The organism is Mycobacterium sp. E2497, from assembly GCF_001668695.1.
Taxonomy (GTDB): domain Bacteria; phylum Actinomycetota; class Actinomycetes; order Mycobacteriales; family Mycobacteriaceae; genus Mycobacterium.
On sequence record NZ_LZKD01000094.1, the window covers coordinates 1 to 13,716 of the forward strand.

Consider the following 13,716-nt stretch of genomic DNA (forward strand, 5'->3'; position numbering starts at 1 on the left):
GCGGCGACCAGCGCCGTCTTGCCCGAGCCGACCGGGACGCCGACTCCTGCGCAGCGGCTCCCCCGGTTGCCGGACAACCGGATCGCGGCCGTGCAAACCGGTGGGTGCCCGCACACCGCGATCCGCGACGACATCACCGCCAACCTCGACGCGATCGACGATCTGATCGCCGCGCACGATCACCTGGACCTCATCCTGGTCGAGTCCGGCGGCGACAACCTGACGGCCACCTTCTCCTCCGGTTTGGTGGACGTGCAGATCTTTGTCGTCGACGTCGCCGGCGGCGACAAGGTGCCGCGCAAGGGCGGCCCCGGGGTGACCTACTCGGACCTGTTGGTAGTCAACAAGACTGACCTGGCACCGCTCGTCGGAGCCGACCTGCAGGTGATGGCCGACGACGCCAACGCGGTGCGCGGCGGTCGGCCGACGGTGTTGCAGTCCCTCACCGACGACCCTGCTGCCTCGCAGGTGCTGGCCTGGGTCCGCGCGCAATTGCGCGAGGCGGCCACCGTGTGATGCGGTCGCGGGTCCTGGTGGTCGCGTATCCGAACCGGCTACCGCGCATCGAGTGCGCCGGCGCCGTGGCCGCCCGCTGCACCGCGCCCGATACCGTCCATCTCGTGTCGGCGGCCGCCACGCCATTGGGTGGCGACAGCATCGACTTCCGCGTCATCGTCGAAGGCGGCGCCCGCCTAAAACTCCGCAGCGCCGCCGCCACCGTGGCGTTGCCCGGAGCCAATGTTCCTACCTCGCATGCCCATTGGGACGTGACAGTGACTGGAAGTCTCGACATCGATTTGGAGCCGACGGTGGTCGCCGCCGACGCCCGCCACGTGTCCGGCGCCGACTTCTGCTTGCGCGACGGCGCCCAGGTGCGCTTTCGGGAGCGGGTGCAGGTCGGCAGATACGACGAGCGCCACGGCTTTTGGTCGGGATCCCTGCGCGCCGACTGTGACGGTCGCCCACTGCTGCGCCACCGCGTGGAGCTGGGTGCCGGATCGCCGGCCGATGACATCATCGCGGCGCCTCGTGCGTCGATCCACGAATTGCGCTACCCCGAAACGGCTTTCCCGGACACGCCGGTCGACGCCGGTGCGACCGTGCTGTCGCTGGCCGGCGGCGGCCTGCTGAGTACGTGGCAGGCCGACCGGCTGGGTGGCTAGCTGGCGCGTTTGGCGGTCGCCGGCCGTTTGGCTTCCGCCGCGAGCACCGCGAGTTGCTCGAGACGGGTGCGGGCGAATGCCTGCTGTTCGGTGATGGTCAGCTGGCCGCGCCGGGTGCTCAGGAAGGTCACCGTCCACGACAGCAGCGTGCTGACCTTGGTCTTGAATCCGACCAGGTAAACCAGGTGCAGCACCAACCACATCAGCCAGGCGATGAAGCCGCTGAACTCCAGGGGACCGATCTTGGCCACCGCCGAGAACCGCGAAACGGTGGCCATGGAACCCTTGTCGAAATACTGGAACGGCTCACGCTCGGCCGGATCGGCCCCGCCGAGTTCGGCTTTGAGCGTGTTGGCGACGTACTTGGCGCCCTGGATCGCGCCCTGGGCCACGCCCGGAACGCCCTCGACGGCGGCCATGTCGCCGACGACGAACACGTTCGGGTGTCCCGGGACCGACAGATCCGGTAGCACCTTGACCCGCCCGGCCCGGTCAAGCTCCACCGAGGACTGCTCGGCGAGGTCGCGGCCGAGCCCACTGGCCTGCACGCCGGCGGACCACACCTTACAGGCGGACTCGATGCGCCGGACGGTCCCGTCGGCGTCCTTCACGGTGATGCCGTTGCGGTCGACGTCGGTGACCATCGCGCCGAGCTGGATCTCCACGCCCATCTTCTCCAGCCGGGCGCGCGCCCGCATGCCCAGCTTGTCGCCGAACGGCGGTAGCACGGCGGGGGCGGCGTCGAGCAGGATCACTCGCGCCTTGGTGGAGTCGATGCCGCGGAACGAGCCCTTCAGCGTGTGGGCCGCCAGTTCCGCGATCTGCCCGGCCATTTCGACGCCGGTGGGGCCGGCGCCGATGACGGTGAAGGTCAGCAGCTTGGCGCGTCGTTCCGGATCACGGGACCGCTCGGCCTGTTCGAACGCGCTCAGGATCCGTCCGCGCACCTCCAGCGCGTCGTCGATCGATTTCATCCCGGGCGCGAACTCGGCGAAGTGGTCGTTGCCGAAGTACGACTGTCCCGCGCCCGCGGCGATAATCAAGCTGTCGTAAGGGGTTTCGTATGTGTGGCCGAGCAAATCGGAGACGACGAACTTCCTGGCCAGATCGATGTGCGTGACGTCGCCGAGCAGCACCTGGACGTTGCGCTGCCTGCGCAGGATGACACGAGTGGGCGGGGCGATGTCGCCCTCGGACACGATGCCCGTCGCCACCTGATACAGCAACGGCTGGAACAGGTGGTGGGTGGTGCGCGCGATCAGCTTGATGTCGACGTCGGCGTGCTTGAGTTTCTTTGCCGCGTTGAGTCCACCGAATCCCGAACCGATGATGACGACCTGGTGGCGACGTTCGGTTCCAGCTGTGGTTTCTGGTGGGGGGCTCATGTTTCCGCTGCTCCTGACGGGGGCTTTTGGACACGCGACTGCAGTTAGCCACAACGCTAGTCAGGCGGGTACCCGGAAACCTAATTGATACGCATGTGTTGTTTGCAACACTAACGGTGTTCCGAGCCGAAATGCCTGGTGGGCGACCGGCACTGTGGCGTAACTATCAGGGACGTCAGTTCACCCGGCGCGGCGCCGTCGTTATTGGCTGGAGCCTTCCCCGGCGCAGTGGTCGTGGCCCGGTTGGATCGTTCCGCCCGGCGCGCGCGCCAGCGCCGCGGCCTCCGCCTCTTCGCGGGTCGGGCCCCAGCCACCGAAGTATCGCGATTTGGCCGCGTTGACGGCGAGCGCCAGGCACCCGCCGTCGCCGCTGGCCAGCAGGCGGCAGTCGCTGATGCTCTTGCGGCACGTGTCCATGACCGCCTTCTCGGCCGCGCCCTGGTTGGCCGCTCCGTCGGCGATGTTGATGCGGCCGGTGGAGTCCGAGATCGCCATGGCGATCCAGTTGTTGTCGGCATGCGCGAGCGGGGGCGCGGCGAATGCTACGCCGGCCGCGACCGCCGCCAGGGCTCGTTTCTTCATGGCCTGCTCCCGGCCCTCTTCCGCGCTGCGCCGTTGTGGCGCAGGTAAACGCTGCTACAGGGAAGTATTACCGCCGCCCGAACAATCCGCGACCCCACGCGGGCGGGAGCTACAGGCCGACGACCGGGCGCAGCGCTTCGCCGACGGCGCTGATCACCCCGGGGGTGTAGAAGGGCAGGTTGATGATCAGGCCGTCGATGCCGGCGTCCACCACCTTGGTCTTGAGCTGGTCTGCGACCGAGTCGGGGCTGCCGACCACCATGCGCTGCGTCATCTCGGCGGGGATCTGATCGGGTTTCGTGTTCTCGTCGACGAGCACCGTGGTCAGCGTGCTGGTTTCCAGCGTCGCCGGGTCACGATCGACCTCCTCGCAGCGCCGCCGCACCACCTCCAACTTGCCTGGTAGCTCGTCGAATCCGGCGATCACGTTGAGGTGGTCGAAGTGGCGTGCCGCCAGCGGAATCGTCTTCTTCTCCCCGCTACCGCCGATCATCAGCGGAATGTGGTCGCGGAAGCGGGGATTCGCCATTGCCTCGCGCACGCGATACCACTTGCCCTCGAAGGTCGGACGCTCGCCCTTGATCATCGGCAAAATGATCTGCAGCGCCTCCTCAAGCCGGTTGAACCTGTCGGTGAAGGTGCCGAATTCGAAGCCCAGTTGGTCGTGTTCCAGTTCGAACCACCCGGCGCCGATGCCCAGGATCGCGCGACCCTGGCTCACCACATCGAGCGTGGTGATGGTCTTCGCCAGCAGCGCCGGGTTGCGGTAGGTGTTCCCGGTTACCAAGGTGCCCAACTGAACTCGTTCGGTGGCGGTGGCCAGCGCGCCCAACGCGGTGTAGGCCTCCAGCATTGGCTGGTCCGGATCTCCCAGCATGGGCAGTTGGTAGAAGTGGTCCATCACGAAGACCGAGTCGAAGCCGGCCGCTTCGGCCTCGCGGGCCTGGGCCAGAACGGTGGGGAAGAGCTCCTCCACCCCGGTGCCGTAGGAAAAGTTGGGAATCTGCAGACCGAGTCGAATAGCCACGCGGTCTACCGTAGTGCGGCTCCGCGCGGCACGATACGGCTCGCCGCCGAATTACGCCCTCAGCCGAATTGCGCGAGCGCGCCGTGGCTGACGTGCAGGGTCTGGCCGGTGATGTGGCGGGCCGCCGGGGTGGTCAGGAACAACGCCAGGCGAGCGACCTCGTCGGCGACCGACGGGGGCGTGCGGGACAGGCCGTCGTAACCCGGCTGGACGCTGCGTCCGCCGGCGACGACGTTGACGGTGATACCCCGGGTGCCGAAGACGGTCGCCTGTCCGGCGACCCAATTCGACAGCGTCGCTTTGATCGCCGCGTCGAGGCTGCCGGCCGTCGCGTTCTCGGGCACCACGCTGATGATGGAGCCGCCCGAGCGCAGGTGATCGCCCACGGTCTGCACCGTCAGCACCGCCGAGAGCACGGTCGCGTCCAAGGCATGCCGCCAGGCGTTCGCCGTGTCGGCGATGGAATAGGTGCGCGGGTCGCCGGCGTCCCGGGAGGGCGCCGGCACGTTGACGATGGTGTCGAGGTGGTGGGGGAACAAGCTGCGGGCCTCGGTCAGGCTCGCCGGGTCGGTGGTGTCGCACACGATGGCGTCCACGTCCAATTCCTTGGCGGCGATCTCCAGCTCGCTGCGCCGCGCGCCCACGAGGGTCACCTTGTGACCGTCATCGCGGAAGCGTTCGGCCACTGTGCGCCCCAGTTCGGTGTCTCCGCCGGTGACCAACACCTCCACTGCCATGACCTCCTCGTGTTCAACGTTGAACCCAGACCCTGGCGGCTCCGCGGGCCAACCACGGGGCCGCTGCGGGGGACCTGCCTGGGATCTCAGCGCGTTATGGCATCAATCTGCCTAGATGTTACTGGACAGTAGCTAGTCGGCGAAATTGTTGCCGTCGCGACGCGCGGATCATTTGGATAACTATTCGGCCGTCACTTTTTTGCGCCGATAAAGCCGGGAAGCGGGCCGCATCGTCGGCGGGTTAGGGTGCACGCATGCGGCGGATCGGGATGCTGGCCGGTGCGGTTTCGGTGGCGCTGGCCGTGGGCCTGGTCGGATGCGGTTCGAAACCCCCGTCCCAGCCCGCTGGCGGCTCGGGGAAGCTCCTGGTGTTCGCCGCGGCCTCGCTGAAGTCCGCGTTCACTCAGCTCAGCGCGCAGTTCAAAGCCCAAAATGCCGGCACCGACGTCGAATTCGAGTTCGCCGGTTCCTCGGAGCTGGCCACCCAGTTGACCCAGGGCGCGACCGCCGACGTCTTCGCATCGGCGGACACCGCGCAGATGAACACGGTCGCCAAAGCCGGCCTGCTCGCCGGCGACCCGACCAACTTCGCCTCCAACACGCTGGTGATCGTCACCGCGCCCGGCAACCCCAAAAGGGTCGGATCCTTCTCGGACCTTGCCAGGCCCGGGCTGGGCGTGGTGGTCTGCCAGCAGCCCGTGCCGTGTGGATCGGCGACCCAACGGGTCGAAGACAGCACCGGGGTGCGCCTGCACCCGGTGAGCGAGGAGCCGAGCGTGACGGACGTCCTCAACAAGGTCACCACCGGGCAGGCGGACGCCGGGCTGGTGTACGTCACCGACGCCCGCGGCGCCGGAAACAAGGTGACAACCGTGAGCTTCCCGGAGGCCGCCGGCGCGGTGAACCGCTATCCGATCGCGGTGCTGAAACACGCACCGCAACCAACGCTGGCGCAACGGTTCTTGGCCATGGTGACCGGTGCGGCCGGTCAGGACATCCTCGCCCGGTCGGGCTTCGCCAAGCCCTGAACCGTGCACCGGCCGACGGATCTGCCCCGGTGGGTGTACGTCCCCGCCGGCGTGGGGACCGTGTTCGTCGTGCTGCCGCTGCTGGCCATCGCGGTCAAGGTCAACTGGCCGAATTTCTGGTCGTTGATCACCAGTTCGTCGTCGCAGACGGCCCTGTTCCTCAGCCTCAAGACCGCGGCCGCCAGCACCGCGCTGTGCGTGCTGCTGGGGGTGCCCATGGCGCTGGTGCTGGCCCGCAGCACCGCGCGCCCGGTGCGGCTGCTGCGGCCGTTGATCCTGCTGCCGCTGGTGCTGCCGCCGGTGGTCGGCGGGATCGCACTGCTCTACGCGTTCGGCCGGTTCGGCTTGCTCGGTCGCTACCTCGAAGCGGCCGGCATCAGCATCGCGTTCAGCACCGCCGCCGTGGTGTTGGCGCAGACCTTCGTCTCGCTGCCGTTTCTGGTGATCTCCCTGGAGGGAGCCGCACGCACCGCGGGCGCCGACTTCGAGGTGGTGGCGGCGACCCTGGGGGCCCGGCCCAGCACCGTCTGGTGGCGGGTCACCCTGCCGCTGCTGCTGCCCGGCCTGATGTCGGGGACGGTACTGGCGTTCGCCCGTTCGCTGGGGGAGTTCGGTGCGACGCTGACCTTCGCCGGGTCCCGTCAGGGCGTCACCCGCACGCTGCCCCTGGAGATTTATCTGCAGCGGGTGAGCGACGCCGACGCGGCGGTGGCGTTGTCGATCCTGTTGGTGGCCGTGGCGGCGCTGGTGGTGTTGGGGCTGGGCCCGCACCGCCTGGCCGGGGCCGAAGCGGGGCAGCCGCGGCCATGAGTGAAGTGCAGTTGCGCGCCGTCGTGGCCGACCGCGATTTGGACGTGGAGTTCGCCGTGTCCGCGGGCGAGGTGTTGGCGGTCCTCGGGCCCAACGGCGCGGGGAAGTCCACCGTGCTGCATGTGATCGCGGGGCTGATCCGCCCAGATCACGGGTTGGTCCGGGTAGGGGATCGGGTGCTCACCGACACCGTGGCCGGGGTCGACGTGGCCACCCACGATCGCCGTGTCGGCCTGCTGTTGCAGGAGCCGTTGTTGTTCCCACACATGAGCGTCGCCGCCAACGTGGCATTCGGGCCGCACAGTCGACGCGGGCACCTTCGCCCCACTCGGGGCGAGGCGAACGCCACCGCGCTGCGCTGGCTGCGGGAGGTGGACGCCGAGTGGCTCGCCGACCGCAAGGCGCGCCGGCTGTCCGGCGGCCAGGCCCAACGGGTGGCGATCGCGCGGGCGCTGGCCGCCGAGCCGGCCGTACTGCTGCTCGACGAGCCGCTGGCGGGTCTCGACGTCGCCGCGGCCGCGGGGATCCGCGCGGTGTTGCGCCGCGTCGTCAGCCGCACCGGCTGCGCGGTCGTGCTGGTCACGCATGACCTGCTGGACGTTTTCACGCTGGCCGACCGGGTGCTGGTGCTCGAGGCGGGCGCGATCGCCGAGATCGGCCCGGTCTCCGACGTGCTCACGGCGCCGCGCAGCCACTTCGGGGCGCGCATCGCGGGCATCAACCTGGTCAGCGGGACCGTCGCCCCCGACGCGTCCCTGCACGCGCGCACCGGTGCCCGCTGGCACGCGGCCGCCGCGCACGACAGGGGTGCAGACCTCGCCCCGGGGCGCAACGCGATCGCGGTCTTCCCACCCACGGCGGTGGCGGTTTATCGGGAGCAACCGCACGGCAGCCCACGCAACACGGTCGAGGTGACGATCGCGGAGCTGGACATTCGCGGGTCGGCGGTCCTGGTGCGCGGGGAGCAGCAATCCGATGGGGCCCCCGGTCTGGCCGCGGAGATCACCGTCGACGCCGCCTCCGAGCTGCGGCTGGCGCCCGGCGAAAGGGTGTGGTTCTCGGTGAAAGCCCACGAGGTGACCTTGTATCCGGCGGCGAATTGAGGGGGTGGCCGAGACCGGCCGGCCGCCGGCGGCGGGGCGGTCGTCGTGGTCGGCGGCACCGGGGTCGGGACCTCCGGGTCGGCGTACGACGTCGCCGGCAATGCGATCGTGACGGCGCTGGCGCTGGTCACCGTGGCTATCGCCAGCGTCGCCCACAGGCCTTTGCGACGTGTCGAGTTGGGCTCCACCTGATCCATGGCGACGAACCTACCGTGTTACCGCTGTGACGCAAGGAGCCTTGCGGACAATTGCTGTGCCGTTTTGCCGATGTTGCCGACGCGCAACCCGCCGGCGGCGACCGATCCCAACGCACCGCCCCCGCCGCCGGCCGATCCGAACGCACCGCCGCCGCCTCCCGTCGACCCGAACGCCGGCCGGGTGGCCAACGCCGTCGGCGGCTTCAGCTACGTCCTGCCCCCGGGCTGGGTGGAGTCGGACGCCTCCCACCTCGACTACGGCTCGGCGCTGCTGAGCAAGACGACCGGGCAGCCGCCGCTGCCAGACCAGCCGCCACCCGTCGCCAACGACACCCGCATCGTGATGGGCCGTCTGGACCAGAAGCTCTACGCCAGCGCCGAAGCCAACAACGCCAAGGCCGCGGTGCGGCTGGGCTCGGACATGGGTGAATTCTTCCTGCCGTATCCGGGCACCCGGATCAACCAGGAGGCGACCCCGCTCACCGGGGCCAATGGCATCACCGGCAGCGCGTCGTACTACGAGGTCAAGTTCAGCGACGCGTCCAAGCCCAACGGCCAGATCTGGACGGGCGTGGTCGGGTTGCCGGCGGCGAGTTCGCCCAACGCCGGACCGCCGCAGCGGTGGTTCGTCGTGTGGCTCGGGACGGCCAACGACCCGGTGGACAAGGGCGCGGCCAAGGCGCTGGCCGAATCGATCCAGCCCTGGGCGGCTCCGGCCGCACCGGCGCCCGGAGCACCGGTGGCCCCGGGTGGCCAACCGGCACCAGCAGCCCCGGCCCCCGGAGCGCCCGCACCCGCTCCGGCTTCGCCGGCTCCGGCTCCGGCACCGGCGGGGGAGAACAGCCCGACCGTCGCCCCGGCACCCCAGCGGACGCAATCGGCCTGACGGCCCGGGCGTCAGGTTGATGGGCTAACCGTCTCCGAATCGGACCCTTTTCCGTTACGCAAAGCGGGTATACCGAAGTGACAGCCCAGCAACTAGCTGGGCTTTGCCAGCGATAAGGAGACCCGCATGGACGTCATGGCAGCTACCGAATATCTGGCACGCTCAACAACGTTCACGAGCGTCGGCATCATCGGCTACATCATCATCGGCGGTCTGGCCGGTGCGCTCGCCAGCAAGATCATCCGGGGCAGCGGCGCCGGCATCCTGATGGACATCGTGATCGGCATCATCGGCGCATTGATCGGCGGCTTCATCCTGAGCTTCTTCGTCAACACCGCCGGCGGCGGCCTGATCTTCACCTTCTTCACCGCGCTGCTGGGGTCGCTGATCCTGCTCTGGATCGTCGGCATGGTGCGCCGGACCTGATAACGGTCACCGCGTTGCGGCCGTGGTGGTTGGCGGCATGATGGACGAATGGCTTCACCGCTGACCACCACGACCATGCGGGCGTGGCGGGTGCGCCGGCCCGGGCCGATGGACACCGACCCGCTCGAGCAAGTCACCGCCGACGTGCCACGCCCGGGGCCGTTGGAGTTGCTGGTCGCCGTGCGCGCCTGTGGGGTGTGCCGCACCGACCTGCACGTCACCGAGGGCGACCTTCCCGTGCATCGCGACGGGGTCACGCCCGGCCACGAGGTGGTGGGCGAGGTTGTTGAGGTCGGGTCCGAGGCGGGCGATGCGTTCCGGGTGGGGGACCGCGTGGGCATCGCGTGGCTACGCCACACCTGCGGCGTGTGCAGGTATTGCCGCCGCGGCGACGAGAACCTGTGCCCGCAATCCCGCTACACCGGCTGGGACGCCGACGGCGGCTACGCCGAGTTCGCCACGGTCCCTGCCGCTTTCGCGCATCCGTTGCCGGCCGGCTACACCGACGCCGAGCTGGCGCCGTTGCTGTGCGCCGGCATCATCGGCTACCGCTCCCTGCTGCGCGCGGATCTGCCGCCCGGCGGGCGGCTGGGACTCTACGGCTTCGGGGGAAGCGCCCACATCACCGCGCAGGTCGCGCTGGCGCAGGGCGCCGAGGTGCACGTGATGACCCGCGGAGCCCAGGCGCGTGAGCTTGCGATGCAGCTCGGCGCCGCCTCCGCGCAGGGCGCGGCCGATCCGCCGCCGGTGCCGCTGGATGCGGCGATTCTATTCGCGCCGGTCGGGGATCTGGTGCTACCCGCCCTGGAAGGCCTGGACCGCGGCGGCACTCTGGCGATCGCCGGCATTCACCTCTCCGACATTCCGCCGCTGAACTACCAGCGTCATCTGTTCCAGGAACGCCAGGTCCGCTCGGTCACCTCCAACACCCGGGCCGACGCTCGGGCGTTCCTCGAGTTCGCGGGCGAGCACCACATCGAGGTGACCACGCCGGAATATCCGCTGGACCAAGCGGATCGCGCGCTGGCCGACCTGAGTGCGGGCCGCATCGCCGGCGCGGCGGTGCTGCTGGTGTGACGGGCGTCAGGCCGTCAGGTGCCAGACCAGCGCGGCGGCCAGCGCGCCGAGCCCGTTCAGCGACCAGTGCAGGGCGATCGGTGCGATCAGGCTGCCGCTGCGGCGGCGTAGCCAGCTGAAGACGAAGCCGGCCGCGCCCGTGGCCAGCACGGCTCCGGTCACCCCGGCCAGCATCCCGACGAAGCCGCCACCGAACAGTCGGGTGAACCCGACGTTGCTGCTGGTGAGCCCGAGCGACGTCGCGACGTGCCACAGGCCGAACAGCAAAGAACCCGCCAGGGCGACCCCGCGGAAACCCCACGCCCGATGCAGCGCGCCGTGCAGCACGCCGCGGAACGCCAGCTCCTCCGGGATCACGGTCTGCAGCGGGATGATCACCATCGAGGCGATCAGGGCGCCGGAGACCGTGGCGTAGCGGTGGTTGAGGAACATCGGCCGGGTCATGGGGAGCAGCACCCCGACGGCGATCACCGAAGCGACGACGACCACCGCGGCCAGCGCGTAGGCCAGCCCCGACTTCCAGTGTTCGCGTCCCAAACCCAGGTCGGCCCAGTCCAGACCGTTCGCACGCATCAGGAAGACCAGGCCGACGGCGGCGGCCGGGACCGTGGCCACGCTGGCCCACGGCGTGGTGAAGTGGGCGACCAGGTTGGTCAGCACCAAGACCGCGACGACGACGGCGATGTCGAGGTGGATGCGAACCCGGTGCAGCGCCGACAGCTGCGAGATCACCGGATGGTGAATGTCGGGCGTCCCGGCGGCGTCAAGCATCTAACCAGCTTACCGGCGGCCCCCCGCGGCGACGGTTCAACGAGATTGCCGTCACGGTCGTCGTTCGCGCCCGAAGCACAACCGTGACGGCAATCTCGGCGTCAGGACCCCCAGGTCCAGCCCGCGATCTGCGGGTCGTCCTCGCCGTGTTCGCGGGTGTAGATCCGCGCCGCGAGCCGAGCGTCGACCATGCGCTGGCGCAGCTCGGCAGCCCGGCTGGCCAGGCCGTCGACCCGGTCGATCACGTCCATGACCAGGTGGAACCGGTCGAGGTCGTTGAGCATCACCATGTCGAACGGCGTCGTCGTGGTGCCGCGCTCCTTGAACCCGCGCACGTGGATGTGCGGGTGGTTGGTGCGGCGATAGGTGAGGCGATGGATCAGCCAGGGGTAGCCGTGATAGGCGAAGATGACCGGCTTGTCGCGGGTGAACAGCGCGTCGAATTCGCGGTCGGGCAGACCGTGCGGATGCTCGGATTCCGGCTGCAGCCGCATCAGGTCGACGACGTTGACCACCCGGACCGCCAGCTCCGGCAGTTCGCGGCGCAGGATGTCGGCGGCGGCCAGAATCTCCAGCGTCGGGATGTCGCCGGCGCAGGCCAGCACCACGTCGGGTTCACCGGTGGCGGTGCTCGCCCAGGGCCAGATGCCCAGCCCGCGCGCGCAGTGCGCGATCGCGGAGTCCATGTCGAGGTAGGCCAGGGCCGGCTGCTTGCCCGCGACGATGACGTTGATGTAGTCGCGGCTGCGCAGGCAGTGGTCGGCGACCGACAACAGGGTGTTGCCGTCCGGCGGCAGGTAGACCCGGGTCAGCTCGGCCCGCTTGTTGGCCACCAGGTCGATGAAACCGGGGTCCTGGTGCGACGCGCCGTTGTGGTCCTGGCGCCACACGTGCGAGGACAGCAGGTAGTTCAGCGACGCGATCGGCCGCCGCCACGGCAGCTCGCGGCTGGTGGCCAGCCACTTGGCGTGCTGGTTGAGCATCGAGTCGACGATGTGGACGAACGCCTCGTAGCAGTTGAACAGCCCGTGCCGGCCGGTCAGCAGGTAGCCCTCCAGCCAGCCCTGGCACAGGTGCTCGGAGAGCACTTCCATCACCCGACCGTCGGCGGCGAGGTTCTCGTCGTCGGGCCCGATCTCGGACAACCACACCTTGGCCGTCGACCCGTACACGGCGTCCAGCCGGTTGGAGGCGGTTTCGTCGGGGCCCATCAGCCGGAATCGGTCGCGGTTGCGGGCGATCACGTCCCGCAGGAAGGTGCCCAGCACCCGGGTGGCCTCGTGGGTCTCCGTCCCCGGGCGCGACAATTGAACCGCGTAGTCGCGGAAATCGGGCAGGTCAAGGTCGTGCAGCAGCAGGCCGCCGTTGGCGTGCGGGTTGGCGCTCATCCGGCGATCGCCGCCGGGGGCCAGCGCCCGCAGCTCGGCGCGCAGCCTGCCGTCGGCGTCGAAGAGCTCCTCGGGACGGTAGCTGCGCAGCCACTCCTCGAGCTGCGCCCGGTGCTGGGGGTTGTCGTGGGTTTCGGCCAGCGGAACCTGATGCGCCCGCCAGGTGCCCTCGACCTTCTTGCCGTCCACCACCTTGGGACCGGTCCAGCCCTTCGGCGTGCGCAGCACGATCATCGGCCACACGGGACGCTCGAGACTCTTGCCGCCGCGCGCGGCGCGTTGGATGTCCGCGATGTCGTCGAAGGCCTCGTCGAGCGCGGCGGCCAACTGCCGGTGCACGTCGGCCGGGTCGTCACCGGCGACCGTGATGGGCCGGTAGCCGTACCCGCGCAGCAGTGATTCCAGTTCGGGGTGGGGGATCCGGGCCAGCACGGTGGGGTTGGCGATCTTGTATCCGTTGAGCTGCAGGATGGGCAGCACCGCGCCGTCGGTCACCGGGTTGAGAAATTTGTTGGAGTGCCAGCTGGCGGCCAGCGGCCCGGTCTCGGCCTCGCCGTCGCCGATCACGCAGGCCACCACCAGCTCCGGATTGTCGAAGGCCGCGCCGTAGGCGTGCACCAGCGCGTAGCCGAGCTCACCGCCCTCGTGGATGGAGCCGGGCGTCTGGGCGGCCACATGACTGGGGATGCCACCGGGAAAAGAGAACTGGCGGAACAACTTTCGCAGCCCTTCGGCATCTTCCTCGATGCCGGTGTAAACCTCGCTGTAGGTGCCCTCCAGGTAGGCGTTGGCGACCAGCGCCGGGCCGCCGTGGCCGGGCCCGGTGACGTAGATGACGCTGGCGTCCCGGTCGCGGATGACCCGGTTCAGGTGCACGTAGATCAGGTTCAGCGCCGGGGTGGTGCCCCAGTGTCCCAGCAGCCGCGGTTTGACGTGCTCGGGCGACAGCGGCTCGGTCAGCAGCGGATTGTCCAGCAGGTAGATCTGTCCGACCGACACGTAGTTGGCCGCGCGCCAGTAGGCGTTGATCAGGTCGAGTTGGTCGTCGGTCAGGGCAGCGGTGGTCCGGGTTTGGAGGCTCACCCCGCCGATTGTCCGCGCCCGCGGTGAACGGCGCCCGACGCGATCGCCGACTA

At 69.4% G+C, this 13,716-nt stretch carries 13 protein-coding genes and 2 pseudogenes; 8 read left to right on the top strand and 7 right to left on the bottom strand.

Annotated features, from left to right (window positions below):
• A partial coding sequence (locus tag A5713_RS06865; RefSeq protein ID WP_231980269.1) for a GTP-binding protein occupies positions 1–516 on the top strand: 516 nt, incomplete at its 5' end.
• Positions 516–1,163, top strand: a complete 648-nt coding sequence (locus A5713_RS06870) for an urease accessory protein UreD (RefSeq protein ID WP_068093911.1) — start codon at positions 516–518, stop codon at positions 1,161–1,163. The genes A5713_RS06865 and A5713_RS06870, both read left to right, overlap by 1 nt.
• Here the strand turns inward: A5713_RS06870 and A5713_RS06875 are convergent.
• From A5713_RS06875 to A5713_RS06890, 4 genes are all read right to left on the bottom strand, one after another.
• Positions 1,160–2,548, bottom strand: a complete 1,389-nt coding sequence (locus tag A5713_RS06875; RefSeq protein ID WP_068093916.1) for an NAD(P)/FAD-dependent oxidoreductase — start codon at positions 2,546–2,548, stop codon at positions 1,160–1,162. The genes A5713_RS06870 and A5713_RS06875 overlap by 4 nt on opposite strands.
• A gap of 201 nt (positions 2,549–2,749) precedes the next feature.
• Positions 2,750–3,130, bottom strand: a complete 381-nt coding sequence (locus A5713_RS06880) for a DUF4189 domain-containing protein (RefSeq protein ID WP_067916674.1) — start codon at positions 3,128–3,130, stop codon at positions 2,750–2,752.
• Positions 3,131–3,239: 109 nt separating this feature from the next.
• The gene (locus tag A5713_RS06885; protein ID WP_068093921.1) at positions 3,240–4,157 is read right to left on the bottom strand and encodes an LLM class F420-dependent oxidoreductase; all 918 of its coding nucleotides are present in this window, start codon (positions 4,155–4,157) and stop codon (positions 3,240–3,242) included.
• Positions 4,158–4,216: 59 nt separating this feature from the next.
• Entirely contained in the window at positions 4,217–4,894 is a 678-nt protein-coding gene (locus tag A5713_RS06890; protein ID WP_068093927.1) for an SDR family oxidoreductase, read from the bottom strand.
• A 254-nt stretch (positions 4,895–5,148) separates the two neighbouring features.
• On the opposite strand from A5713_RS06890, the gene modA reads away from it, so the two are divergent.
• From modA to A5713_RS06905, 3 genes are read left to right on the top strand one after another with little or no spacing between them, the layout of a single operon-like run.
• On the top strand, positions 5,149–5,922 hold the full coding sequence (modA, locus tag A5713_RS06895; RefSeq protein ID WP_068093929.1) for a molybdate ABC transporter substrate-binding protein: 774 nt from the start codon (positions 5,149–5,151) through the stop codon (positions 5,920–5,922).
• A 3-nt stretch (positions 5,923–5,925) separates the two neighbouring features.
• Positions 5,926–6,732: an ABC transporter permease gene (locus A5713_RS06900; protein ID WP_156751782.1), complete on the top strand. Its 807-nt coding sequence runs from the start codon at positions 5,926–5,928 to the stop codon at positions 6,730–6,732.
• Positions 6,729–7,835, top strand: coding sequence for a sulfate/molybdate ABC transporter ATP-binding protein (locus A5713_RS06905; RefSeq protein ID WP_068093931.1), 1,107 nt, complete (start codon positions 6,729–6,731; stop codon positions 7,833–7,835). Before A5713_RS06900 ends, A5713_RS06905 begins: the two co-directional genes overlap by 4 nt.
• On the opposite strand, the pseudogene A5713_RS29070 reads toward A5713_RS06905, so the two are convergent.
• Positions 7,724–8,032, bottom strand: a pseudogene (locus tag A5713_RS29070) (APA family fibronectin-binding glycoprotein); the annotation flags it as partial. The gene A5713_RS06905 and the pseudogene A5713_RS29070 sit on opposite strands and share 112 nt — an antisense overlap.
• Before the next feature lie 67 nt (positions 8,033–8,099).
• Here A5713_RS29070 and A5713_RS06910 point away from each other — a divergent pair.
• The 3 genes and pseudogenes from A5713_RS06910 to A5713_RS06920 form a co-directional block, all read left to right on the top strand.
• Positions 8,100–8,918: pseudogene (locus A5713_RS06910) on the top strand (alanine and proline-rich secreted protein Apa); the annotation flags it as partial.
• A 126-nt stretch (positions 8,919–9,044) separates the two neighbouring features.
• A complete protein-coding gene (locus A5713_RS06915; RefSeq protein ID WP_067760758.1) occupies positions 9,045–9,344 on the top strand; it encodes a GlsB/YeaQ/YmgE family stress response membrane protein in 300 nt (99 codons plus the stop codon).
• Positions 9,345–9,392: 48 nt separating this feature from the next.
• Positions 9,393–10,421 (top strand): zinc-binding alcohol dehydrogenase family protein, encoded by a 1,029-nt coding sequence (locus A5713_RS06920; RefSeq protein WP_068093937.1) that lies wholly within the window; start codon positions 9,393–9,395, stop codon positions 10,419–10,421.
• A 6-nt stretch (positions 10,422–10,427) separates the two neighbouring features.
• Here the strand turns inward: A5713_RS06920 and A5713_RS06925 are convergent, their stop codons facing one another.
• Both A5713_RS06925 and A5713_RS06930 read right to left on the bottom strand, forming a co-directional pair.
• Positions 10,428–11,192 carry a CPBP family intramembrane glutamic endopeptidase gene (locus A5713_RS06925; protein ID WP_067925747.1) on the bottom strand — a complete coding sequence of 255 codons (765 nt, stop codon included), beginning with the start codon at positions 11,190–11,192 and terminating at the stop codon, positions 10,428–10,430.
• 101 nt (positions 11,193–11,293) lie between these two features.
• Positions 11,294–13,663, bottom strand: a complete 2,370-nt coding sequence (locus tag A5713_RS06930; protein ID WP_068093939.1) for a phosphoketolase — start codon at positions 13,661–13,663, stop codon at positions 11,294–11,296.
• Between the last annotated feature and the right edge of the window lie 53 nt (positions 13,664–13,716).

Excerpts from the sequence above, each read along its gene's own strand:
- A5713_RS06920 (WP_068093937.1), top strand. The coding sequence starts at position 9,393 with ATGGCTTCACCGCTGACCACCACGACCATGCGGGCGTGGCGGGTGCGC.
- A5713_RS06875 (WP_068093916.1), bottom strand. The coding sequence starts at position 2,548 with ATGAGCCCCCCACCAGAAACCACAGCTGGAACCGAACGTCGCCACCAG.
- A5713_RS06915 (WP_067760758.1), top strand. The coding sequence starts at position 9,045 with ATGGACGTCATGGCAGCTACCGAATATCTGGCACGCTCAACAACGTTC.
- A5713_RS06890 (WP_068093927.1), bottom strand. The coding sequence starts at position 4,894 with ATGGCAGTGGAGGTGTTGGTCACCGGCGGAGACACCGAACTGGGGCGC.
- A5713_RS06905 (WP_068093931.1), top strand. The coding sequence starts at position 6,729 with ATGAGTGAAGTGCAGTTGCGCGCCGTCGTGGCCGACCGCGATTTGGAC.
- modA (WP_068093929.1), top strand. The coding sequence starts at position 5,149 with ATGCGGCGGATCGGGATGCTGGCCGGTGCGGTTTCGGTGGCGCTGGCC.
- A5713_RS06925 (WP_067925747.1), bottom strand. The coding sequence starts at position 11,192 with ATGCTTGACGCCGCCGGGACGCCCGACATTCACCATCCGGTGATCTCG.
- A5713_RS06870 (WP_068093911.1), top strand. The coding sequence starts at position 516 with ATGCGGTCGCGGGTCCTGGTGGTCGCGTATCCGAACCGGCTACCGCGC.
- A5713_RS06880 (WP_067916674.1), bottom strand. The coding sequence starts at position 3,130 with ATGAAGAAACGAGCCCTGGCGGCGGTCGCGGCCGGCGTAGCATTCGCC.